Source organism: Flaviflexus salsibiostraticola, from assembly GCF_003952265.1.
Lineage (GTDB): Bacteria > Actinomycetota > Actinomycetes > Actinomycetales > Actinomycetaceae > Flaviflexus > Flaviflexus salsibiostraticola.
The window spans coordinates 2,213,795-2,235,677 of the sequence record NZ_CP034438.1 but is presented as its reverse complement, the minus strand read 5'-3'; the positions used below and the strand labels follow the sequence as shown (position 1 = coordinate 2,235,677).

20 protein-coding genes are annotated in these 21,883 nt (G+C 67.2%); 11 read left to right on the top strand and 9 right to left on the bottom strand.

What is annotated here, in order from left to right; all coding sequences use genetic code 11:
• The first annotated feature begins 45 nt into the window (after nt 1-45).
• A complete protein-coding gene (locus EJO69_RS10370; protein WP_126042532.1) occupies nt 46-669 on the top strand; it encodes an isochorismatase family protein in 624 nt (207 codons plus the stop codon).
• A 201-nt stretch (nt 670-870) separates the two neighbouring features.
• Nucleotides 871-1,365: a hypothetical protein gene (locus EJO69_RS10365; RefSeq protein WP_211331431.1), complete on the top strand. Its 495-nt coding sequence runs from the start codon at nt 871-873 to the stop codon at nt 1,363-1,365.
• Between the two features lie 225 nt (nt 1,366-1,590).
• On the opposite strand, the gene rsmI is transcribed toward EJO69_RS10365, so the two are convergent.
• Nucleotides 1,591-2,430: a 16S rRNA (cytidine(1402)-2'-O)-methyltransferase gene (rsmI, locus tag EJO69_RS10360; protein WP_245993629.1), complete on the bottom strand. Its 840-nt coding sequence runs from the start codon at nt 2,428-2,430 to the stop codon at nt 1,591-1,593.
• A 57-nt stretch (nt 2,431-2,487) separates the two neighbouring features.
• On the opposite strand from rsmI, the gene EJO69_RS10355 reads away from it, so the two are divergent.
• Nucleotides 2,488-4,452 carry a dolichyl-phosphate-mannose--protein mannosyltransferase gene (locus EJO69_RS10355; protein WP_164519948.1) on the top strand — a complete coding sequence of 655 codons (1,965 nt, stop codon included), beginning with the start codon at nt 2,488-2,490 and terminating at the stop codon, nt 4,450-4,452.
• Nucleotides 4,453-4,637: 185 nt separating this feature from the next.
• Here the strand turns inward: EJO69_RS10355 and EJO69_RS10350 are convergent, their stop codons facing one another.
• From EJO69_RS10350 to EJO69_RS10335, 4 genes are all read right to left on the bottom strand, one after another.
• Nucleotides 4,638-5,480: an SDR family oxidoreductase gene (locus tag EJO69_RS10350; protein WP_126041603.1), complete on the bottom strand. Its 843-nt coding sequence runs from the start codon at nt 5,478-5,480 to the stop codon at nt 4,638-4,640.
• Nucleotide 5,481: 1 nt separating this feature from the next.
• On the bottom strand, nt 5,482-7,014 hold the full coding sequence (locus EJO69_RS10345) for a succinic semialdehyde dehydrogenase (RefSeq protein WP_164519947.1): 1,533 nt from the start codon (nt 7,012-7,014) through the stop codon (nt 5,482-5,484).
• Nucleotides 7,015-7,075: 61 nt separating this feature from the next.
• Entirely contained in the window at nt 7,076-7,504 is a 429-nt protein-coding gene (locus EJO69_RS10340) for a VOC family protein (protein ID WP_211331429.1), read from the bottom strand.
• A 126-nt stretch (nt 7,505-7,630) separates the two neighbouring features.
• Nucleotides 7,631-8,842 (bottom strand): amidohydrolase, encoded by a 1,212-nt coding sequence (locus tag EJO69_RS10335; RefSeq protein WP_126041598.1) that lies wholly within the window; start codon nt 8,840-8,842, stop codon nt 7,631-7,633.
• A gap of 130 nt (nt 8,843-8,972) precedes the next feature.
• On the opposite strand from EJO69_RS10335, the gene EJO69_RS10330 reads away from it, so the two are divergent.
• From EJO69_RS10330 to brnQ, 3 genes are all read left to right on the top strand, one after another.
• Complete coding sequence (locus EJO69_RS10330) at nt 8,973-9,227, top strand: DUF2249 domain-containing protein (protein WP_126041596.1); 255 nt, start codon at nt 8,973-8,975, stop codon at nt 9,225-9,227.
• 17 nt (nt 9,228-9,244) lie between these two features.
• The gene (locus tag EJO69_RS10325) at nt 9,245-10,348 is read left to right on the top strand and encodes a cytochrome P450 (protein ID WP_126041594.1); all 1,104 of its coding nucleotides are present in this window, start codon (nt 9,245-9,247) and stop codon (nt 10,346-10,348) included.
• Nucleotides 10,349-10,460: 112 nt separating this feature from the next.
• The gene (brnQ, locus tag EJO69_RS10320; RefSeq protein ID WP_245993627.1) at nt 10,461-11,840 is read left to right on the top strand and encodes a branched-chain amino acid transport system II carrier protein; all 1,380 of its coding nucleotides are present in this window, start codon (nt 10,461-10,463) and stop codon (nt 11,838-11,840) included.
• 171 nt (nt 11,841-12,011) lie between these two features.
• Here the strand turns inward: brnQ and EJO69_RS10315 are convergent, their stop codons facing one another.
• Nucleotides 12,012-12,770, bottom strand: coding sequence for a PIG-L family deacetylase (locus tag EJO69_RS10315; protein ID WP_164519946.1), 759 nt, complete (start codon nt 12,768-12,770; stop codon nt 12,012-12,014).
• Complete coding sequence (locus EJO69_RS10310; RefSeq protein ID WP_126041588.1) at nt 12,767-13,942, bottom strand: glycosyltransferase; 1,176 nt, start codon at nt 13,940-13,942, stop codon at nt 12,767-12,769. The genes EJO69_RS10315 and EJO69_RS10310 overlap by 4 nt, the downstream gene beginning before the upstream one ends.
• A gap of 178 nt (nt 13,943-14,120) precedes the next feature.
• Here EJO69_RS10310 and EJO69_RS10305 point away from each other — a divergent pair, with 178 nt between their 5' ends.
• Entirely contained in the window at nt 14,121-14,768 is a 648-nt protein-coding gene (locus tag EJO69_RS10305; RefSeq protein WP_126041586.1) for an SDR family oxidoreductase, read from the top strand.
• Between the two features lie 148 nt (nt 14,769-14,916).
• Here EJO69_RS10305 and EJO69_RS10300 read toward each other — a convergent pair whose 3' ends face one another.
• On the bottom strand, nt 14,917-15,501 hold the full coding sequence (locus EJO69_RS10300) for a TetR/AcrR family transcriptional regulator (protein WP_126041583.1): 585 nt from the start codon (nt 15,499-15,501) through the stop codon (nt 14,917-14,919).
• Between the two features lie 234 nt (nt 15,502-15,735).
• On the opposite strand from EJO69_RS10300, the gene arc reads away from it, so the two are divergent.
• The 4 genes from arc to EJO69_RS10280 are packed head-to-tail and all read left to right on the top strand — an operon-like array spanning nt 15,736 to nt 20,454.
• On the top strand, nt 15,736-17,286 hold the full coding sequence (arc, locus tag EJO69_RS10295) for a proteasome ATPase (RefSeq protein ID WP_164519945.1): 1,551 nt from the start codon (nt 15,736-15,738) through the stop codon (nt 17,284-17,286).
• Nucleotides 17,283-18,884 carry a depupylase/deamidase Dop gene (gene dop, locus EJO69_RS10290; RefSeq protein ID WP_126041578.1) on the top strand — a complete coding sequence of 534 codons (1,602 nt, stop codon included), beginning with the start codon at nt 17,283-17,285 and terminating at the stop codon, nt 18,882-18,884. Before arc ends, dop begins: the two co-directional genes overlap by 4 nt.
• Nucleotides 18,881-19,063, top strand: coding sequence for a ubiquitin-like protein Pup (locus EJO69_RS10285; RefSeq protein WP_126041576.1), 183 nt, complete (start codon nt 18,881-18,883; stop codon nt 19,061-19,063). The genes dop and EJO69_RS10285 overlap by 4 nt, the downstream gene beginning before the upstream one ends.
• Entirely contained in the window at nt 19,060-20,454 is a 1,395-nt protein-coding gene (locus EJO69_RS10280) for a proteasome accessory factor PafA2 family protein (RefSeq protein WP_126041574.1), read from the top strand. Before EJO69_RS10285 ends, EJO69_RS10280 begins: the two co-directional genes overlap by 4 nt.
• A 271-nt stretch (nt 20,455-20,725) precedes the next feature.
• On the opposite strand, the gene EJO69_RS10275 is transcribed toward EJO69_RS10280, so the two are convergent.
• Nucleotides 20,726-21,853, bottom strand: coding sequence for a serine/threonine protein kinase (locus EJO69_RS10275; RefSeq protein WP_126041573.1), 1,128 nt, complete (start codon nt 21,851-21,853; stop codon nt 20,726-20,728).
• Nucleotides 21,854-21,883 lie beyond the last annotated feature (30 nt).

The following is a 21,883-nucleotide window of genomic DNA, read 5'->3' as shown; positions in this document are numbered from 1 at the left end:
GCGAACATCACGCTCCGTTAGGATTGCGGCATGAGCGACACATTCATGGAAGGCAATGAGCCCGAAGAGACGCTGGCCGAGCTACTCGTCAAGCCGCACCGGGCCCTCATCATGGTCGACGTTCAGCCCACCTTCTGCGAGGGCGGCGCGCTCGCCGTCGAGGGCGGCAACGCCGTCGCGCGGAGGATCGCCGAGTTCGTCGAGACCAGCCGCGGGAACTACGGGGTCGTCATCTCCACCCAGGACTGGCACATCGAGCCCGGCGACCATTTCTCGGATGAGCCTGATTATGTCGACACGTGGCCGCCGCACGGCGTCGCCGGCACCGAGGAGGCCGAGCTGCATCCCGCAGTCTCCGCCCTGCCCGACGAGTCGGTGAAGAAGGGCCAGTACGCAGCGGCGTACTCGGGTTTCGAGGGCACGACCGAGGACGGCCGCATGCTCCAGGACATCCTCAAGGACTACGAGATCACCTCCGTCGACGTCGTCGGCCTCGCCGAGTCGCACTGTGTCAAGGACACGGCGCTCGATGCCCGCTCGTTTGTCGAGGAGGTCAGGGTCTTCTCCGACCTCACTGCCCCCGTGAGCGAGGAGCTCGGTGAGAAGGCGCGCACGATCATGGACGGCGCCGGCATCATCCAGCTCGAGTCGAAGAACGCCTGGCTCTGACAGAGCTCCCCTCCATCGCCGGCGGGGTCTCGTCGGCGATGACTCTGCCGACCAGTGAACCATGTCCAGCCGGGCCTATCGGCCCTGGTCAGAGGTCTGCGTACAGGAATAGCCTGAGGTGATCGGGTGCGTGTCAGCGCGCCTCGCGAACGGACGACGCCGTCGCTCCGACACCATGCTCCACATAGTGAAGGAGTCACGATGGAGCAGATGATTCCCTGGCTTGTCTTCTGTCTACTCTTTCTCGCCCTCGCCCTGTGGAAGCCGACCGCGGCCCGTATGTTCGCCGGGATCTTCTTCATCATCATGGCGGTGGCGGTCAATCGGGCGCTGGCGCTCGTCAGCCCCGATCTCTTCGTCGGCCTCGGGGAGGATGCTCCCCTGCTGCGTTTCTACGAATGGATCTTCACCGACATCGTCGCCCGCGCGCCGCAGCTGGTGGGGATCCTTGCCGGCATCGTCGAGATCCTGCTCGGTCTCCTCATGCTGTCGACGGGGCGCCGCGCGGCCCTGGGGCTCCTCGGCGGAGCGGCCTTCCTTCTCCTCATAACTCCCCTGGGCGTGTGGACCCTACCGAACCCGATCATGGCCGCAGGGCTCGCCTACCTGTCGACGAAGCCGCATGACGTGAGCGCAGTCGATCTGGTCCGCTCCCTGCGTCCCTCACGCTCCGCCACCCCGAGCGGCCACGCATAGGTCCACCTCAACGCGAGCAGTGGGGAGCATGCCAGGCATGCTCCCCACCGGTTCCCTGCCGCTGGGCCACACCGTGCAGGGAACATGCTCGACGTATCGAGCCCGCTCAGTCTAACTTGATGGACTTTGGCGCCGCTTCATAAATTTGGCTGTTTCCACGGAATATCCCTATCGACTTGACCACAGAAGACGGCTCCTGCCAGCACTGATGGGACTGAAGGGCCGTTATTCCTCGTCCCTCACCCTGAGGGCCGCCTCGTACAGCTCCTTCTTGCGCACCCCTGTCCGCTCGGACACGTACGCGGCGGCAGCCTTGAGGCGCATGCCTGAATCGGCGAGCATATTGACCTCGGCGACGAAGTCATCGGCACTCGGCTCGGCATCGACCGCGCCGCTGACGACGAGGGTGATCTCGCCGCGCACGCCCTCCTGCGCCCATCCGGCCAGCTCCCCGAGCGGTCCTCTCTTCACCTCTTCGTAGGTCTTCGTCAGCTCCCGGCAGACGGCCGCCTCGCGGTCCTCACCGAAGTGCTCGGCCATAGCCGCGAGAGTGTCGGCCGTTCGGTGCGGAGAATCGAAGAACACCATCGTCCGCCTCTCCCGGGCAAGCTCGGCGAATACGCGTGAGCGCTCGCCATCCTTGCGGGGTGCGAACCCCTCGAAGCTGAAGCGATCGGTGGCGAGGCCTGAGATCGCGAGGGCGGTGAGGACCGCCGAGGCGCCGGGAACGACGGTGACGGGCACGTTCTCGTCGTGGGCGCGGCGGACGAGGCGGTACCCCGGATCGGACACCGTCGGCATCCCCGCGTCCGAGACGACGAGCACGGTCTGCCCGGCCCGGGCCGCGTCGAGCAGCTCACCGGTCCGCTCCGCCTCGTTGTGGTCGTGGAAGGCGAGGATCCGTCCCGCCGGGGTGACGCCGATCCGCCCGGCGAGGTTGAGGAGCCGACGCGTGTCCTCGGCGCCGATGACATCCGCCGTCTCCAGCAGGGTGCGCAGCCGCGGCGTCGCATCGTTCGGGTCGCCGATGGGGGTCGCTGCCAGGTAGATCTTTCCGTCGCTCACGCTCCCACTATCTCCCATGGTGCACCGCCCCGTCATCCCCGCCCGTACACTCGTCATGTGATCGACCAGGACAGCGGCCCGAAGACCCGCGAGCTCAGCGAACGTGAATCGGCGGCGTGGGAGATCGAGCTCCGCGGCCGGCTCGGACTCGTCTCGACACTGCCCGCCCAGATCCGCCTGTGGGGCTGGATCGTCACGGCGATCGCCGCCCTCCTCGCCGCCGTCACCCGCCTGACGGGCCTCACCCATCCGCACCAGATGGTGTTCGACGAGACCTACTACGTCAAGGGCGGCTACTCCCTCATCACCTACGGCTACGAGCGCGACTGGGTGGGGTCGGACGCCGACGAGATGTTCGTCCAGGGTTTGGATGCGGCGGCCGACACCATCGGTGACTACGTCGTCCATCCTCCCCTCGGCAAGTGGCTCATCGGCTTCGGACAGGCGCTCTTCGGCACCGACAACGGCTTCGGTTGGAGATTCGCCACAGCACTCGCCGGCATCATCTCCGTCATCCTCATCACCCGCATCGCCCTCCACCTGTTCCGCTCCGTCCCCCTCGCCTTCGCGGCCGGTGCGTTCATGGCCCTCGACGGCGTCGGCATCGTCCTCTCCCGCACGGGGATCCTCGACTCGCTCCTGGCGGTCTTCGTCCTCGCCGGATTCTGGGCGGTCCTCCACGATCGGGACTGGACCCGCCGCCGCCTCGCCAGGCGGGTGGCGCACGGGCCCGTTGACCGGGAGGGCCGCCCACTGGCGGCCCTCGGCCCCATCATCCTGTTCCGGCCCTGGCTGCTTGCCGCCGGTGTTCTCATCGGCCTCGGCTGCGGAGTGAAATGGTCGGCGATCTATGCCCTCGCCGTCTTCGGGATCCTCGTCTTCGTCTGGGACACCGCCGCGAAGAGGGCCATCGGAGTCAGGCGGTGGTTCACCTCCGGGGTCCTCACCGGCGGCGCTCCGGCCTTCGTCAATCTCGTCCCCATCGCCATCCCCACCTATCTCCTCGCCTGGCTCTCGTGGTTCCTCGACCCGCGCGGCTACCGGCGGGGCTGGGCGGAGATGAGGAGAACGATCGGCGAGGAGGTCCCCTTCGAGCAGTTCGGGGACACGATCGCCGAGTTCATCTCCTACCACCGGCAGATGTGGGGCTTCCACACGGGGCTCGACTCCGAGCACACGTACATGTCCCAGCCCTGGGATTGGCTCCTCCAGCTGCGGCCGGTCAACTTCTATTGGCCGCCGGAGGAGAAGCTCGTCCAGGACTGCGGCGCGGAGCGCTGCGTCCAGGCCATCTCCTCCATCGGCAACCCAGCCGTATGGTGGCTGGCCGCCGCCTCCCTCATCGTCGTCCTCTGGTACGCGATTGTGAAGAGTGATTGGCGCGCCTGGGCGATCGTCGCCGGCTATGGGGCAACCTATCTGCCGTGGTACGGCTACATCGGCCGCACGATCTACCAGTTCTACTCGGTCGCCTTCCTCCCGTTCGTCGTCCTTGCCCTCGTCTTCGGCCTCGCCTGGGCGACGGATACGCTGACCCCACCGAATCTCACGGCGGTCCGCAGAGCGGCCGCACGCCGGCTGAAGAAGCGCGGCGCAGAGGATTGGACGCTGACGATCAGCCCGGATGAGGAGCGGACGGAAGACCCGTCGACGCATGCGCACGCCGCGCAGAGTGCCATCTCCTCGGAGCCGGCGGCGATGGAGGCCGGCACCGCAGCCGCTCGGACCGCACCCTCCCCGTCGGACCCCGAGGATTCGCCTTATCTCGACGAACCCGATCTGGATCATGAGGACTCCGCGTCGGTCGAGCCGGACCCGATCGAACGGGCGGTGGCGACGATGGGCGGACCCGAGGCCCTCAGCTACGAGCTCCACCTCGGCTCGAAGCGTGCCTCTCTCATCTTCTCCCTCACCTACGGATTCGTCATCGCCTTCGCAATCCTCTGGTGGCCGCTGTGGACGGGAATGACGATCCCCTACGAGTTCTGGAAACTCCACATCTGGCTGCCGGGCTGGTCCTGAGCCGGCACGCGGCCACACGCCAAGGCGTGCGGTGGACGGCCGCGCTTAAGCAGACAGACGGCCGCGATTAAGCAGCCGGTCAGCACCGCCCATGACCGGGCAGGACACCGGCCCGGCGGCAGCCCAGTTCTCCGCGGGCGTGCGCGGGCTCGCCGTCATTGCTCCCGCAGCGCATGGTGTTGGGGTCAGTCCTGCTCGGCCGGGCGCGAGTGCTTCCCCCGGCCCGTGAAGCCGTCCATCGTCGCGTTGATGCCGAAAAGGTCGAGGACGCGGTCGAGGATGGGGACGGGCAGGATCTTCGCCAGCCTGATCGCGCCCGCGAAGCGCGGCATGACAAGGGATTGTCGGCCCGCCTCGATGGCATCGAGGATCGCCGCGGCGACCTCGTCGACGTCGAGAATCGGCAGGAGCCGCGGGAAGCGCGTCCTCACCCCGTCGAACATGCCGGTGTCGACGTAGTAGGGCTGGACGATGAGGGTGTGGAGCGGGGTGCCCTGGTGGCGGAGCTCAGCGCGCAGGGACTCCATGAAACCTGTGGCTGCGAACTTCGAGGCCGAATAGTCGGTCTGCTGCGAGACTCCGACGAGCCCCGCCGCGGACGCGATCGTCGTGATCGAGCCCCTCCCCCGATCGATCATCCCCGGGAGGAAGATCCTGATGACCCGGTAGAGCGCAAGGACGTTGAGGTCGAACGTGCGGGCGATCTCCTCCTCGGTGAGCTCGAGGAAGGTCTTCCCGGTGACGATGCCGGCGTTGTTGAGGAGAACATCGACCCTGCCGTGATCCGCGAGCGTCCGCCCACCGACGGCCGCCACATCGGACGGGTCCGTGAGGTCGACGCGGTAGGCGGCGACCCTTCCGCCGAAGGAGCGGATCTCGCGGACAACCTCCTCCCCACCGTCGACGTCGATGTCCCAGATGATGACCTGTGTGGCGCCGCGATTGGCCGCGCCAATCGCCATCTCCCTGCCGATCCCGGAGGCACCCCCGGTGATGAGGACGACGGCCCCTGCGATTGGTGTGCGCATGTTATCTCCTCACAAAAGCCTTCATCACCCTCGCCCACGCCCGTTCACCGACGAGCGGCGGGGCCTGGATCGGGTGGATGAGGGAGGTCGCCACTGTCTGCGGCTCCGTGTACTTGAGCAGGCCCTGCTCGCCGTGCCTGCGGCCGATGCCGGACGCCTTCATCCCGCCCATCGGCGCATGCATCGACCCCCAGGCCACGACGTAGCCGTCGTTGACGCTGACGATGCCGGCCTCGAGCCTCGCACCGAGCTTCTGGCCTCGGGACGGTTTCGTCCAGATCGACGCCTTGAGCCCGTACTCACTGTCGTTCGCGCGGGCGATGGCGTCCTCGGCATCCCGCACCCGGTACAGAGAGACAACCGGTCCGAACGTCTCGCTGCGGGCGACGATCATGTTGTCTGTGACATCGGTCAGCACCGTCGGCGCGTAGGCGTGGGGAGCGATGTGGGGAAGGGCCTGGCCGCCGGCGAGCACGGTGGCGCCCTTCGCTCTCGCATCCTCCACGTGCTCGGTCACGACCGCCAGCTGGTCCGCGGAGATGAGGGGGCCCATGTCCGTCGCCCACGCATAATCCGCACCGACCCGTACATTCCTCATCGCCCGAACGAACGCCGGAACGAACCTGTCCCAGACGGTCTCTTCGATATAGATGCGCTCGGTGGAGATGCAGAGCTGGCCGGAGTTGGAGATGACGGCCTTGACTGCGCCCTTGACGGCCCTCCTCATCGGCGCGTCCGCGAGGACGATGAGCGGGTTCTTCCCGCCGAGCTCGGCGGAGAAGCCGATGAGCTGCTCACCCGCCTGCTTCGCGAGGATCCGACCCGTTGCCGACGATCCCGTGAACATGAGGTAGTCGGAGCCTTCAATGAGCGGCGGGCCGAGGACCGATCCGGGCCCGGGGACAACCTGGAACAGGTCAGCCGGCAGGCCCGCCCTCTCGAGAAGCGCCTTCGCGGCGAGCGCGCAGAGGACCGCATTCGAGTCGGGTTTGACGACGACCGCGTTGCCGGCCGCAAGCGCAGCCACCGCGTCCGAGATCGCGAGCGTGAGCGGGTAGTTCCACGGCGAGATGACGGCGACGATGCCGACGGGATGGTGGTGAACGGTCGTGCGGGACAGGAGGGGCACGGCTCCGGGTACCCGCTCAGGCCCCAGGAGCCGCGGCGCGTGCTTCGCATAGTGCGAGGCCGTCGTCGCCACGTCACTGAGCTCCTCGAAGGCATGTGAGCGGACCTTGCCGTTCTCACCCTGGATGAGGTCGAGCAGCTCCTTCTCCCAGTCCCAGATGTGTCGGGCGAGCCGGGCGAGGACGGCGGCCCGCTCCCGTGGCGGAGTCGCCGACCAGGAGGCCTGCGCCCGGCGGGCGAGGCCGAGCGCGTGACGGACGTCCTCCGGCTCGCAGATGGGATAGGACGAGACGGTGCTCCCATCGAGGGGCGAGATCACGTCGGCGCGGGGCCGCTCAGCGCGAGTGGTGATCCAGGCGTCGGGTGTGCCGAGCAGCGTGCCGATGGCGTCGTCGAGTCGTGTCACGGAGGCCCTCCTTTGAGCTCTCCCCACAGTACTCAACCGCCCCCCGCATCGGGCAGAAATCCTAGACGAGGCAGAACTCGTTGCCCTCCGGATCCGCCATGACGATCCATCCTCGGTTCATCGACGTCGGCTCGTGGCGCCGCAGCCTCGTTGCGCCCCAGGATTCGAGTTCATCGGCCCGCGCTTCGAGGACGGACATAAAGGGCTCGCCCGTCATTGTCGGCGCGACGGGGACGTCGAGATGGACGCGGTTCTTTGCCGTCTTCGGCTCGGGGACCCGCTGGAAGTAGATCCGCGGCCCGGTGCCGTCCCGGGGGATGATCGCGTCCTGGTTCTCCCACTCGTCCTCGGGGATGCCGTGGGCGGTTGCGAACTCCTCCCACGTCGCGAACCCCTCCGGGGGATCGTCCCTCCGGTAGTGGAGTACGTAGGCCCAGAAGTCAGCCAGCCGTCTCGGGTCCTTCGCGTCGAACGTCACCTGTATCTCCATGACCACACGCTAGCGGCACGGGCGGCCCTGCGGTAGTCCGGACGGACCCGACGTGTCCCGCCGTGCGCGCCTAACGGAGAGGATGCGTCCAGATGAGGCGCTTGACCGGGACCTCCGTCCGGGTGATCAGGAGCGCATGAGCCAGGGCGCGGATGCGACGAGAATGGCCCTCGCGCCCACGTCCAGCGACTCCAGTTCGGGGAGGAAGGCCGGGGAATGGTTGCCGGGGGCCGTCGCCGGGTCGGCGAAGCCGCCGAGCACCCAGAAGCAGGAGGGCGCGTTGAACGCCGCGGGGAGGATCGAGAAGTCCTCCGAGCCTGCCATCGCCCCGACCGGCACATGGTGCTCGCCGAAGTGCTCATCGAAGGACCGGCGCACCTTCTCTGTCACAGCCTCATCGTTGACCGTGAGGGGAAAGTGGTCGTAATACTCGATCTCCGGCTCCTTCGGGGAGCGCGATGCCGCGCATTCGGCGCGGACGATGCGCTCGATGGCGGAGTGGAGGTGTGCGGCCACGTCCGCGTCGAAGGCCCGCGTATTGACGAGCAGGGTCGCCGAGTCGGGGATGATATTCGACTTCGATCCGGCCCGGATCGACCCGACCGTGACGACGGCGGTCTGCGACGGCGCGATCTCGCGGGCGACGATCGTCTGGAGCCGCAGGACGATCGACGAGGCGAGGACAATGGGGTCGATGCCGGCGTCGGGCATCGACCCGTGCGTGCCCCGGCCGTGGACGGTGATCCGGATCGAGGCGGCGGCGCTCATGAACGGGCCCGAGCGGGCGGCGACCGTCCCGAGCGGGATCGTCGGCATGACGTGCTGGCCGAGGAAGACATCCGGCTGCGGCATGGCATCGACGAGGCCGGCGGCCACCATGCTCCGAGCGCCCTCCGCGGTCTCCTCGCCCGGCTGGAAGACGGCGACGAAGGTGCCGCTCCACGCATCGCCGCGCGCGAGCAGCGCCTCGATCGCGCCGAGGAGGCTGACGATGTGGACGTCGTGACCGCAGGCGTGCATCGTCGGCACCGTCTCGCCGTCGAGGACGGCGGTCGCGGTCGACGCATAGTCCGCGCCCGAGGCTTCGGCGACCGGCAGGCCATCGATGTCGGCGCGCATGGCGACGACGGGCCCCTCGCCGTTGTCGATGATCGCGAGGACCCCGGTCTCGCCGATGCGGACCGGCTCGAGGCCGAGCCTCGTCAGCTCCTGCTCGATGCGATCAGCCGTCCCGTACTCGGCCATCGACAGCTCCGGCGACCGGTGCAGCTCCTTGTAGAGCTCGACCCGGGCGTCCCGACCCTCACTGAGGGCATCGATCACGTCATCAACCGCCATTCCACACTCCTTCGATCTGCTTGAGTCTAAGCCGCGGTGAGGCGTCATTCACCCCAGGGTTTATTAAAACCCGTTTTTCTCGTGTTAAATTAATGGTGTTCTTTTCTTATCACCCTCAAGGAGAATCACCATGGCCTGCCAGTGCAACCACAGCAACCTGCTCGAAGAGACCCTCGACGTCACGACGATCCCGCACTCGGTGCGCCACCCCGCGATCCTCGGCGCGATCTCGGCCCTGCCCGTCAAGGGCACCCTCCTCCTCAAGGCACCCCACATGCCGAACCCCCTCCTGGGTGAGATGCAGGACCTCGAGGGCGAGTTCGGCCACGAGGTCGTCCAGGACGGCCCGTCCGAGTGGGTCGTCCGGATCTGCCGCGAAGGCTGAGGGATTCACCTTCACGCATGACTGACGCCAGAACGCTCGGCGATCGCAGCCTCGCTCGCTGCCCCGTCTCCCACGACAGCGGTTCGTGGACAGTCTGGGGCAACGAGGAGGCTCGCCGCGTCGCCGAGGATCCCGCCACCTTCTCGAGCCGAGTCTCGCGCCACCTGAGCGTCCCGAATGGGATGGACGGCGACGAGCACCGCCGCTTCCGCGCCGTCATCGACCGACACCTCTCCGATGACGCGATCCGTCCGCTCTATCCCGAGTTCGAGCGGATCGCCCTCGACGTGGACGCGACGATGGGCGACAGCTTCGACGCCAACGTCTTCGGCAGCCTCGTCGCCGTCCGATGCCAGAGCAGCTGGCTGGGCTGGGATGAGTCGTACGAGGATGAGCTGCTCGCGTGGATCTCCGAGAATCAGGCGGCCACGCGATCCGGCGTGTACGCCCGCACCGCGGCCGTCGCCGAGCAGTTCGAATCGATCGTCCGCCGAATCGTCGCCGATACTCCGGGCGCCGCGACAGCGGCACTCATGGCCGACACGGTCGAGGAGGACGGCGCACAGCGGCCGCTGACACCCGCCGAGATCGTCTCGATCCTGCGCAACTGGACCGCGGGCGATCTCGGATCGATCACGTACTCGATCGGGATCGTCGCCCACTTCCTCGCGACCCACCACGCGATCGCAGGCGACCTTCGCCGCTCCGACGAGGAGGGGGGCACGCGGGCGCTCGACATGGCGCTCGACGAGATCCTCCGCATCGACGATCCGTTCCTCACCAACCGGCGCAGGACGACGGCAGATGTCACGCTCGCCGGTCAGGACATTCCGGCCGACTCGCTCGTCCATATTCACTGGACGGCGGCCAACCGCGATCCCCGCGCATTCGGCGATCCGGACGCGTACGACCCGGTGGGCAACGCGCCGCGCAACCTCGTCTACGGGGCGGGCCCGCACGTGTGCCCGGGCCGGACGCTGTCGACTCTTGAGCTGCGGGCAGCGCTCGTCGCGCTCCTGCGCGGCGGAGATCTGACGCTCAACGGTGTCGCGGCCCGCGAAGAGGCACCCGCGGGCGGATACTCCTCCGTCCCGGTCCGGCGAGTCCCCCGGCGCCCCTAGGCAGGCCGGGGGCGCATCGCCATCGCGCCCCGGCGAAGCTTCTCTCACTGTGACCCCGCCCCTGTCAGGGGCGGGGTCAGCGGCGGTAACATCACCTCGACACGTGGAGGACATGATGCCCGAGAGACAGTCCAAACCAGTCGCGATCCTCGTCACCGGACTCGCGCTCTTCGCCATGTACTTCGGCGCCGGAAACCTCATCTTCCCCGCGATGATCGGCATGACAGCCGGGGAGAATGTCACCCCCGTCATCATCGGCTTCCTCCTCACCGGCGTCGCCCTGCCCGTGCTCGGCATGATCGCCGCATCGACGCAGCGGCGCGGTGAGCACGACGGGATCGCCTCCCGCATCGGCACGTATCCGAGCCTCGTCTTCACGATCGCGATCTTCCTGTCGACCGGCATGCTCTACGCGATCCCCCGGGTCGCGACGGTGAGCTTCGAGATGGCGGCCGCGCCGATCCTGGCGGGAGGGGCGGGCGGCGAGACCACCCAGGCCGACCTCTTCATCTACACCGTCATCTTCTTCGCCGCCGTCGGCATCATCGCCCTCAACCCCGGCAGGCTCGTCGACCGGCTCGGCACGTACCTGACCCCGGCGCTCCTCATCGTGCTCGCCATCCTCATCGTCACGGCTCTGGTGACGATGGACCCGGTGAGCGTTCCTCCGGCGGAGGACTATGCGAGCGATCCCCTCCCGGCTGGGCTTCTCCAGGGCTACTACACGATGGACGCGATCGCCTCGCTCGTGTTCTCGGGCGTCATCCTCTCCGCCCTCGCCCGGGCCGGCTTCACCTCGCGGCGCAGGCTGATCTGGAGGTCAACACTCGCGGCGGGCACGGCCGGCATCGGCCTCGCGATCGTCTACCTCGGTCTCGCCGCCGTCGGCACACGGGTCGCCGGTCAGGGATTGACCGACGGAGCGGCTGGACTGGCGTACGCCGCCTCCGAGGCGCTCGGCCCAGTCGGCCAGGCGGTGTTCTCAGCAGTTGCGATCCTCGCCTGCCTGACGACCGCGATCGGCCTCATCGGCGCCTCGTCCCAGTATTTCCGCAAGCTGTTCCCCAAGCTCACGCACCCGACTCTCGTCCTCGTCCAGACCTTCGTCGCGCTCAGCCTCGCCAACCTGGGACTGGAGACGATCCTCGAGATCGTCACCCCCGTCAACCAGCTGCTCTACCCCATCGCCATCTGCATCATCGCCATCGCCCTGCTCGATGTGGTGACGCCGGGCAGGCTCCACTGGACCTACCGCCTGTCGGCGTGGACCGCTGCGATCGTCGCCATCCCCGAGGCACTGTGGGCGACGCAGATCCCCGTGTTCGAGGGCCTGCGGGACTGGCTCGACCTGCTGCCCGCCGGATCGGTCAACATGGCCTGGGTGGTCCCAGCCCTTGTGGCCGCCGCCATCGGGATCCTCCTCGACCTCTCCCAGGGCAGGCTCCGGCCCGTCAAGGGCGGGGATGAACTGCCGGTCCTCATCTACAAATAGACGCCTGTCAGCACATGTGAGCGTGTGCTCGTGAGGATGCGCCTGCCCGCCTGAACCGACGACCGGGCGCGACATGCCGGCAGTCGTCGGCCGCGATGTCGGACAGACAGACGACCGCCGAGCCGGAGCAGGCGACTGCGATCCAGTACCGGCTCCGCGTCCGCCAGGCTCCTATGCTCGGCCACCCTCCGTCTCGGCGCGCCTGATGCCAACCGCCGTGGAGAACTCCTGACGCTGGCCGCCCACATGCTCGATGTGGTCCGGATAGATCGTCAGCTGGCTGCGATACTTCGAGAGCGCATCGAGCACGATATCGAGGTGCTCGTGGAGCTCGATTGCCTCGAAGCCGGGGTCCCGCGGGTCGGACGCGATCTCGAAGAAGGGGATGTCCTCGTCGCGGGCGGCCCGGGCCGCGACCCGGTGGGCCTGGACGTGGTCCGGGTGCCCGTACGTGCCCGCGTCGTCATAGGAGATGACCGAGGTCGGGCGGATGGCGCGGATGAGAGCGGCAAGATCACCCGTGGCCTCGTCGAGGCTCGCCGCCGTGAACATCGAATCATCGTCATGGCCGGCGGGGCCCGCAACGCCCTCTGAAAGCCACACCATGCCCGAGTCGCTGTACCTGCGGTCGTCCCGGCCAACCGCCCGGGCGGGGGCCTGGCCGAGCCAGTGATGCCCGGCCACGCCGAGGACACTGACTGCGAGCGCGAGCTCCCGCTCCCGGAACTCGGTGAGCTCCTTGCGGGTGATGCCGGCGGGGACGACGCCGGTGACGGCTTCACCGCGCTCGCCGCGCGTGCACGTGACAACGTGGGCCTCGATGCCGCGGTGGGCGCAGGCTGCGATGAGGGAGCCGGTGGACAGGGTCTCGTCGTCGGGGTGGGCGTGGACGAAGAGTGCTCGCTCGCCGAGGTTCTCGATCGGGCTCATGACATTTCCCCTCGGTAGACGTCGGCCAATTCGCGGGCGGCTTCCCGCCATCCCCGACTGAGCGCGAACTCCCGGGCCGAACGGCCGAGCCGTTCGCGCAGCGTGGGGTCGTCGAGAATTCTCTCCATGGCGCTCGCCCATTGCACGGGATCCCGCGAGGGGATGAGGTAGCCGCTCTCGCCATCGCGGACGGAATCGACCATTCCGCCCACATGTGAGGCGACGACCGGGGTGCCGCAGGCGGCGGCCTCGACGTTGATCATCCCGTATGTCTCGGAATGGCTCGGGTTGAGGAGCATGCGGGCCCCGGCGAGCAGCCGCGCCAGCTCATCCCTGCCCATCGAGCCCCGGTAGTCGATGAAGGACTCGAGGCCGAGATCGGCGACGAGGGCACGCACCTGCTCTGTGTATCCGGGGAAGTCGGAGGCGGGCTCCCCGGCGATGACGAGGCGAGGGCGCTTCGCCTCCGGGATCTCCGCAAGCGCCCTGATCGCGAGGTCGACGCCCTTGAGCGGCTGGAGCCGCGCCGCGAAGACGACGTAGGACGTCGGATCGAGTGGGGCGGGATGGAAAGTCTCAGCATCGACAGCGGGGTGGACGATCGAGAAGCGCTCGGGATCGGCTCCGTAGCGGGCAATGATCGTGTCCGCCTCGAAGCGGCTGACAGCGACGATGCGGTCGGACTCGCGGGCGATGAACCTCTCCCCGACGGGCCTCCCGGGCGACTCGGGCTGTTCGCCCGCACCCCAGTCCTCACCGACCGGCGCCGCGACGGAGTGGTAGCTCTGGATGTGGGGGACGCCCCTCTTCTTGGCGACCGGGATCGCGGCCGCTCCCGCGAACCAGTGATGGGAGTGGATGATATCGACCGGCTCCCACCATGCGTCGAGCGCCGCCGTGAACGGCTCGATCAGCTGCTCCGAATCGGCCTTCGCCAGGGGATGCTCCGGTCCTGCCGACAGGTAGACGAGGCGCAGATGAGGGCCGAGCTCGACGGAGTCCGGGAGCTCAGGGCTGTCTCTGCGGGTGATGAGAGTGACGTCGTGGCCGTCGGCAGCAAGGTGCTGGGCGGTGTTGAGGAGATAGACGTTGAGCCCGCCCGCCTCCCCCATACCCGGCTGGAGGACCGGGGACGTATGCAGGACAGTGAGCGCGATCCGCAGAGCGGGCATGCAGCCTCCCAAAGAGTCAGCCGGCCAGGCCGCCAGCAGTGACACCCAATATAACGTTCCCCCACATTAGAGGCCCACAATGCCGCCGAAATCTCGCCGGTCTTGGCTGACAGATGAATCGCTCGAGACGGCCGCCACTGCCTCTTAGGGTTGGTTCCACGCTGACGAAGGAGAACACATGAAGCACCTGATCTTCGGAGGGCACGGCAGGGTTGCCCTGCTGGCCTCGACGATTCTCGTCGGGGACGGCCATACCGTCACCTCCATCATCCGCAACCCGGACCACGCGGCCGATGTCGAGAGGACTGGCGCGACCCCGCTCGTCCTCGACGTCGAGACCGCCGACAGGGAGGATCTCGTTGAGGCGATGCGAGGGCATGACGCCATCATCTGGTCGGCCGGCGCCGGCGGCGGAAACCCTGCCCGGACGAGGGCGGTCGACCTCGAGGCCGCGACACGGTCGATGGACGCAGCCAAGGAGGCGGGCGTCTCCCGCTACGTCATGGTGTCGTACCTGAACTCGCGCCTTGATCACGGCATCCCAGAATCGGAGCCGTTCTACACCTATGCCCAGTCGAAGGCGGAGGCCGATGAGCACCTGCGCGGTTCGGGACTCGACTACACGATCCTCGGCCCGGGCAGCCTCACCCTCGAGGAGCCGACCGGGCGGATCACGGTCATCGAGGGCGGCGCCACCGGGTCAACCGACACCTCACGCGGCAACGTCGCACTCGCCATCGCCGCCGCGTTGGACTCACCGGCCTCGATCGGCAGGACGATCGGATTCATCGACGGGGACACGCCCATCGCCGACGTCTTCTCCTGACGGGTCTCGTCACCGACGCTCTGCCGCGTGGACACGACCGTCTGGTCCCGACGCGCCTGCGGTGTGAGTTGGACATCACAGGCGAGGTTCGGCACCATAGTTGGAGGGCCCGTTTCGCGATGGCGGGGAACGGGTCCGCCGCGGGCCTCTAGTCGGCCGCGAACTCCCCCATGCTGACGAAGAGCTCGCGAACGAGAGCTCGTGCCGTCTCACGGATATCTCGACCCTCGGATAGGGCCTCAACGGCCGCCCCATCGACGACGGCGAGGACGAGTCGCGCCGACAGCCTCGACCCCATCCACGCGAGGACGGTTCCGATCGCGTCGTCAAGAGCCGACCTGTTGTCGTCGTAGACCTTGCGAACCGCGGGGTACTCGGCGGCAGCCGTCAGCTGGAGGTAGTGGTTCTCGAGGGGCGCATCAGAGGGCAGACAGGACTTGAGGACGATCTCGACCGCATCGTCCATGCTCGTCGGCGGCTCGCGGTTCTCGAGCTCGGCCGCGACACGGGCCGCGCGCTCGATCCACCCGTTGAAATTCAGCGAGGCGGCTTGTCCGAGAAGATCGTCGAGGCCCGTGAAATAATACGTCGTCGCGGACAGCGAGGCAGAGGCCCGCGCCGCGACCTTGCGGTGGGAAACAGCTCCAGGGCCCTCCTCGCGGAGGATCTCGGCCGCCGCGCGGACAAGGTCCCGCTGCCTCTGCTCACCTTTCGTCAGACTTGGCGTCGTCATGTCGTCCTACTCACTTCACGTCGATGGCACGGCAGTGGCTGCCGGAGCACTCATGCACACCGGACGCTCTGATCCAAGCGTCTTCCCATCGGTTCCCTAAAGTCCCAGGTCGAGGGTAACACAAGAATGGTACTGTCGTGCTAGAAATCAGAATGGAGTCAAGGACGACGCATGGAAGATCTCTCGACTGGCCCACAAGACGAAGAATATCCGGTTGACGCTCGCCATCATGACGTGTCGCCCGATTATCAGACGCTCGCACGGAATAACGATCGTCTCGCGTCTGCGCTGCGCGCCGCGCGCCAGGAGCTCGCGGCCGTCCACGACCAGGTGCGCCAGCTGACGGAGACACCCAATACTTTCGGCGTCATCGCCGCCGTCAATAGGACGGCACGGACGGTCGATGCCATCGTCAGCGGCCGCAAGCTCCGCTGCTCGGTCGCCCAGACGGTCCCACTCGCCTGTCTCTCTCCCGGCCGGGAGGTCGTGCTCAACGAGCACATGTGCGTCATCTCCAGCGAGAGCTTCGACGATGTCGGCGACCTCGTCATGGTGACGGACTTCCTCGATGACGCGAGGGTGACGGTGCGGGTGCGGGACGAGGACGAGAAGGTCCTGCGCCTCGCCGAGAGCCTCATCAGCGCCGCCGGCAAGCCCAAGGTCCGTCCCGGAGACATCGTCCGCGCCGACGTCCGCGGCGGCTTCGCCTATGAGCGGGTCGAGCGCGAGGATACCGAGGAGCTCATGCTCGAGGAGGTGCCCGACGTCGACTACGAGGACGTCGGCGGCCTCACCGACGAGATCGCGTCAATCCGGGATTCCATCGAGGTCCCGTTCCTGTTCCCCAGCCACTATCGGGCTCACCGCCTCCGCGCCCCGAAGGGGATCCTCCTCTACGGTCCGCCCGGATGCGGGAAGACACTCATCGCCAAGGCGGTGGCAACCTCGCTGGCGCGGACAGCGGCAGCGACGACGGGCGATGTCGAGGCCCGCTCCTTCTTCATCTCCGTCAAGGGCCCCGAGCTGCTGACGAAATACGTCGGCGAGACGGAGCGACAGATCCGCAAGATCTTCTCCCGTGCCCGGCAGCGCGCCAAGGGCGGGATGCCGGTCATCGTCTTCTTCGACGAGATGGACTCACTGTTCCGCACCCGCGGCACCGGCCGTTCCTCCGACGTCGAGACGACCATCGTCCCCCAGCTGCTCGCCGAGATCGATGGGGTCGAAGAGCTCGACAACGTCATCGTCATCGGTGCGACGAACCGGGAGGACATGATCGATCCGGCGATCGTCCGTCCGGGCCGGCTCGACGTCAAGATCCGCATCTCCCGCCCGACCAGGCAGGGAGCCGCCGACATCCTCGCGAAATACCTCGTTCCCGATCTTCCGCTCGACCGCGGCGAGGTCGAGCGCGCCGGATCGCGCGAGAGCGCCGTCGACACCCTCATCCGCACCGTCGTCGAGAGGCTCTATGTCCGAGACGAGGATGCGGCCCAGGTCGAGGTCACCTTCGACTCGGGCGACACCGAGATCCTCTACGCCCACGACTTCGCCTCCGGCGCGATGCTCGCCAACATCGTCGACCGGGCGAAGAAGCTGTCGATCAAAGACCAGCTGGCGGGCCTGCCTGGCGGCCTCTCCCGACGGCACATGACGGTCGCGGTCGAGGATGAGGTCAGCGAGAACGCGAGCCTCCACTCGGCTGGGACACTCGAGGACTGGGAGCGCCTCATCGGGCGCCGCGGCCAGCGGATCACCCGCGTTCACCTGCTGAGGAAACAATGACTGTCCGACGAATCATGGGGATCGAGACTGAATACGGCATCGTCGATCCCGCGGGAACCCACACGGCCGAGGAGATCTCGCTCGACCTCATCGCCGCCTACTCCCACGCCGTGGGCGACCTCGGGTTCGTCGACGATGTCGCGTGGGACTTGGCAGGTGAGATGCCGATGCTCGATACGCGCAATCCCATCGTCGACCGCAGGCACATTGCAGACAGGAACAGGGTCCACCAGGTCGCCAGCCTCACGGCCCAGGAGCGCTCCTGGCAGCGGGGCACAACGAAGGTGCTCCACAATGGCGCGCGATTCTATGTCGACCACGGGCATCCCGAGTATGCGTCGCCCGAATGCATCAGCCCCCGCCAGGCTGTCATCTACGACCGTGCCGGCGAGCTCATCATGCGCCGCGCTATGGACAGACTGCAGGAGGAGACCGGCTCCGGCGCCGTCGTCTACAAGAACAACGTCGACGGCAAGGGCGCCGCATACGGCTGCCACGAGAACTACCTGACCTCGAGGTCGGTGCCGTTCGATGACATCGTCGAGGCACTCGTCCCCTTCCTCGTCACCCGCCCCGTTCTCGTCGGCGCCGGCCGGGTCGGCATCGGTCCCGCCTCGGAGGAGGCGGGCTTCCAACTCTCACAGCGCGCCGACTACATCGAGACGATCGTCGGCCCGCACACAACCTACAGCCGCCCCATCGTCAACACGAGGGACGAGCCGCACGCCGAGCCCCACCTCCACAGGCGACTCCACGTCATCACGGGTGACGCGAACTGCGTCCCCTCGAACACCCTCCTCAAGCTCGGCATGACGTCCCTGCTCCTCTGGGTGCTGGAGACGTCCGGCCTGCCCGAGGAGTGGAAGAGCCTGCGACTCACCGATCCCGTCGCCGCGGTCCGGGCCGTCTCGCGCGACCTCTCGCTGACCGAGGCGCTCGAGTTGGCGGACGGCAGACGGATGACGGCGCTGGAGATCCAGAGCGTCTACCAGCAAACCGCTCAGGCCCTGGTCGACCAACAGATCAACGGCTACCGCCCCGACGTGGAGACGCTCGACATCCTCGACAGATGGAGGGACACGATCGGGCTTCTCTCGGACAACTGGCGCAAGACCGTCGGTGACGTGGAGTGGGCGACCAAGCTGGCCCTCCTCGAGGCCCGTCGCGAGCGGGACGGGCTGGCGTGGGACGCTCCAGAGCTCGCGGCCATGGACCTGCAGTGGAGCGACATCCGCTCCGGCAGATCGATGCCGGAGCGGCTCATGGAGAGGGGCGTATTCGAGACCCTCGAGGCGGACGAATGGATTAAGGAAGCCGAGTTCACTCCACCTGCCGGGACCAGGGCCTGGTTCAGGGGCGAGCTCATCCGGCGGTTCCCCGAGCAGGTCTATTCAGCCTCCTGGCACTCCATCGTCGTCGAGCTCGACGGCGGCCGGCTCATCCGCATCCCTATGACGAGCCCAATCGCCGGGTGCCTCGCCCACCTCGAGGATCGAATGGGCGAGTGCTCGACCGTGGAGGACATCCTCACCCTCGTCGAGAGCGCGGGGCAGAACATCCTCGCCGACCCCGACGTCTACGCGAAAGGGCAACCATGACAGAGAATCAGAGCTTCCGCCGCCACGACGGGGACGCGCCTGAGGGCGACGCACCGGCCCCCCTGCCGCCGTCCGCCGCAGGCCAGGACTTCAGCTCCGTCCTCGACGAGATCGACGACATCCTCGAGGAGAACGTCGTCGAGTTCGTCAAGGGCTTCATTCAGGAGGGCGGCCAGTGACGGGGCATCCTCCCCGCATCCTTGGTCTCGAGACTGAATACGCGATCGTCGCCGATCGCATCGAATCGGTCCCCGGCGAGGATTCGGCCCCGCTCACGCCCGCCGAGTCCGTCACCGAACTGTTCCGCGGCACGCGGGCTCACAGCCGGTCGACGAACCGGTATCTGAGCAACGGGGGCCGCCTCTACGTCGACCTCGGGTCACACCCTGAGTACGCGACGGCCGAATGCGCATCGCCGCGCGATGCGGTCCTCCAGGACCGCGCCGGCGAGGCCATGCTGCGCGATCTCCTGACAGCGGCGAATGAGCGGCTCGCCGGGCAGAACATCCGCCTCCATATTCTCAAGACGAACACCGACTCCGCCGACGCAACCTTCGGGTGCCACGAGAACTATCAGGTCGCCCGATCGACGATCGAGGCACTCGACCCCGGATTCATCTCTTTCCTCGCGACGCGCCCCATCCTCACCGGTGTCGGTGGCGTCGCCGACGGGGTCCACGTCCTCTCTCGACGTGCGTTCCACATCCAGTCCGTCATGTCCCCCGATCCGACACGGAGCCGCCCCCTCATCGTCACCCGCGAGGAGGCACACGCCGATGCGAGCCGTTTCGGCCGTCTTCAGGTCACCTACGGGGACTCCAACATCGCCGACACGGCGACGGAGATGAAGCTGCGGCTGACCGCCGCCGTCCTCGACTTCCTCGAGGACGGGGGATCGCTCGCCGATCTGGAGCTCGCCGATCCGATCACCGCACTCCACGACACGTCCCGACTCGGGCCGAAGGCACCCGTGTCGCTGGCGAGTGGGACGACGATGACGGCTCTGGCGATGCAGGAGGAGGTGCTCCGGCGCTGTGCGGGCCAGGCCGATCTCGCGGACGTCCGCTTCACCCTCGAACGGCTCCGAGCCGGTGACCACGGGAGCATCTCCCGGTCAATCGATTGGCTGTGCAAGCGCGCCCTTCTCGACCAGGCGGCCGCCCGGTACGGTGTCCCACTCTCCTCCCCTGTGATCGCCCGCATCGATCTCGCCTACCACGACATCGATCGCGACCGGGGGCTCGCCGAGCGCCTGCGGAGGTCGGGCAACATGACGCGTCTCGTGGAGGACGTCGAGATCGAGAAGGCTTGCCACACACCGCCGGCCGACACCCGGGCAGCCGTTCGAGGTCAGTTCATCGCGGAGGCCGACCGGCTCGAGCTGTCGACGTCGGTCTCGTGGACGCATGTCCGGCTCGACTCCCCGCCCCACCCGCAGATCGACCTCATGGACGCGAACGCGTCGGAGGATGGGCGGGTGGATGCGCTCATCGAGACGATGAGAGCCCTGCCGCCGCAGAACCGCAGTGCGCTGGCTCGCCTCAAGGCAGGTCTTGGACCGCTCGTCTGAACCAGCCCCAAGCATTCTGGGGCGCAAACCGACACCTAGACGCCCCGTGCGGACTGACAATGGTGGCTCACAACCGTACGCCGGGCGGACAAGGTCTCGAGGGTTTTCGTTGTCGACCTCGTTCGTGCCCGGCATTTCGTGGATTAGCGTTATCGAACTGGAATAACTCGATCATCGATCTTTCAAAGGTCTGGCGGCCGGGACCTCGCCCCACACGGTTCAGGTCCCGGCCAGAGGGTGAGGCGGGGTCCACCCCGCCTCACCCTTCATGTCAGACGAGAGTCGGGTCGTCGACCTGATTCGGGAAGTAGTCCTCCATGCTGCCTTCGCGGTACACGTCGGCAGTCGAGCAGTGGAGACCGCCGCCGAATGCGTAGGCGTCACGGAAATCAACCGGAATCGGGTTCATGCCGAGCTTCTCCATCTGCTCCAGCTGGTTGACCTCGGAGGCCTCAACGATCACGTTCTTGTGATCGAGGACGAGGCAGTTCATCGAGAGCCACACCGAGGAGTAGCACAGGGGCGGCGGCTCGGTGTGAGCCGGCTGGGCCGCGTCGACGATCTGCCAATCGTTGGCTTCGAAGATCTTCCGCTGTGCTTCGGGCAGACGGCGCTCGGGGTTGTTGATGATGAGTCCCGGGCGGAGCGGCACGAAGGTCGCGTCGATGTGGATCGGGTAGGGGTCACCGGGGAAGTTGACCGCGTGGACGCGGTGCTCCGGGTAGTAGCGCTTGAACCACTCCATGGCCTTGCGGTTGGTCGTGAGACCGTGCTGGATGAAGAGGTCCTTGCCGAGGCGCAGCACGTCGGCCGCGTCCCACATGGGCTCTACCTCGGTCGTGACGAAGTCCAGGTTCGCGGTGCGCTCGAGGCGCTCCTCGATCGAGATCTTCTCATCGTAGTAGTTGTGCTTGTACGACTTGTCGGTGAGGCGCGGGCGGGGAGCCTGCGTCCAGAGGAACTCCGGATCCTCCTCGAAGTACTGGTTCATGAGCGGCCAGTATGCGAGGTACTCGAAGTAGCGGCAGCGGAAGGAGTTCGCCGACGCCATGATCTCGTTGCCCATGGTGAGCAGGATGTCGCGGGGAGGCATCTGGGTCATGCCGGACTGTGCACGGAAGTCCGGGGTGATCATGGCCTGGTTCCACTGGATCGGGGTCGGGCGGTCGACGATGACGCCGCGGCTCTCGAGCTCCTTCGCCAGGCGATCGAGCGCCTCATTGGCCTTCTCGACGGTCTCGGTGGGGCGGGGGCCCCACATTCCGCGCATCTCCGAATCGACGGGCACCTTCTCCGAGGTTGCCGGCTCCTCATCGGGGATGACCGAGAAATCAGCCTTGCCGACGATGACCCGCTTCAGCGGATCGAAGTCGTTCCATGAGTTGACAATTTTTGTCATGGTCCTTCATCTCCTAGTCTCAACACCATT

What these genes read in the sequence shown, in the direction of transcription:
- EJO69_RS10285 (WP_126041576.1), top strand. Translation starts at nt 18,881, where the DNA reads ATGACAGAGAATCAGAGCTTCCGCCGCCACGACGGGGACGCGCCTGAG.
- EJO69_RS10330 (WP_126041596.1), top strand. Translation starts at nt 8,973, where the DNA reads ATGGCCTGCCAGTGCAACCACAGCAACCTGCTCGAAGAGACCCTCGAC.
- EJO69_RS10370 (WP_126042532.1), top strand. Translation starts at nt 46, where the DNA reads ATGGAAGGCAATGAGCCCGAAGAGACGCTGGCCGAGCTACTCGTCAAG.
- EJO69_RS10335 (WP_126041598.1), bottom strand. Translation starts at nt 8,842, where the DNA reads ATGGCGGTTGATGACGTGATCGATGCCCTCAGTGAGGGTCGGGACGCC.
- EJO69_RS10350 (WP_126041603.1), bottom strand. Translation starts at nt 5,480, where the DNA reads ATGCGCACACCAATCGCAGGGGCCGTCGTCCTCATCACCGGGGGTGCC.
- EJO69_RS10325 (WP_126041594.1), top strand. Translation starts at nt 9,245, where the DNA reads ATGACTGACGCCAGAACGCTCGGCGATCGCAGCCTCGCTCGCTGCCCC.
- EJO69_RS10340 (WP_211331429.1), bottom strand. Translation starts at nt 7,504, where the DNA reads ATGGAGATACAGGTGACGTTCGACGCGAAGGACCCGAGACGGCTGGCT.
- EJO69_RS10365 (WP_211331431.1), top strand. Translation starts at nt 871, where the DNA reads ATGGAGCAGATGATTCCCTGGCTTGTCTTCTGTCTACTCTTTCTCGCC.
- EJO69_RS10310 (WP_126041588.1), bottom strand. Translation starts at nt 13,942, where the DNA reads ATGCCCGCTCTGCGGATCGCGCTCACTGTCCTGCATACGTCCCCGGTC.
- dop (WP_126041578.1), top strand. Translation starts at nt 17,283, where the DNA reads ATGACTGTCCGACGAATCATGGGGATCGAGACTGAATACGGCATCGTC.
- EJO69_RS10305 (WP_126041586.1), top strand. Translation starts at nt 14,121, where the DNA reads ATGAAGCACCTGATCTTCGGAGGGCACGGCAGGGTTGCCCTGCTGGCC.
- EJO69_RS10300 (WP_126041583.1), bottom strand. Translation starts at nt 15,501, where the DNA reads ATGACGACGCCAAGTCTGACGAAAGGTGAGCAGAGGCAGCGGGACCTT.
- brnQ (WP_245993627.1), top strand. Translation starts at nt 10,461, where the DNA reads ATGATGCCCGAGAGACAGTCCAAACCAGTCGCGATCCTCGTCACCGGA.
- EJO69_RS10275 (WP_126041573.1), bottom strand. Translation starts at nt 21,853, where the DNA reads ATGACAAAAATTGTCAACTCATGGAACGACTTCGATCCGCTGAAGCGG.
- EJO69_RS10315 (WP_164519946.1), bottom strand. Translation starts at nt 12,770, where the DNA reads ATGAGCCCGATCGAGAACCTCGGCGAGCGAGCACTCTTCGTCCACGCC.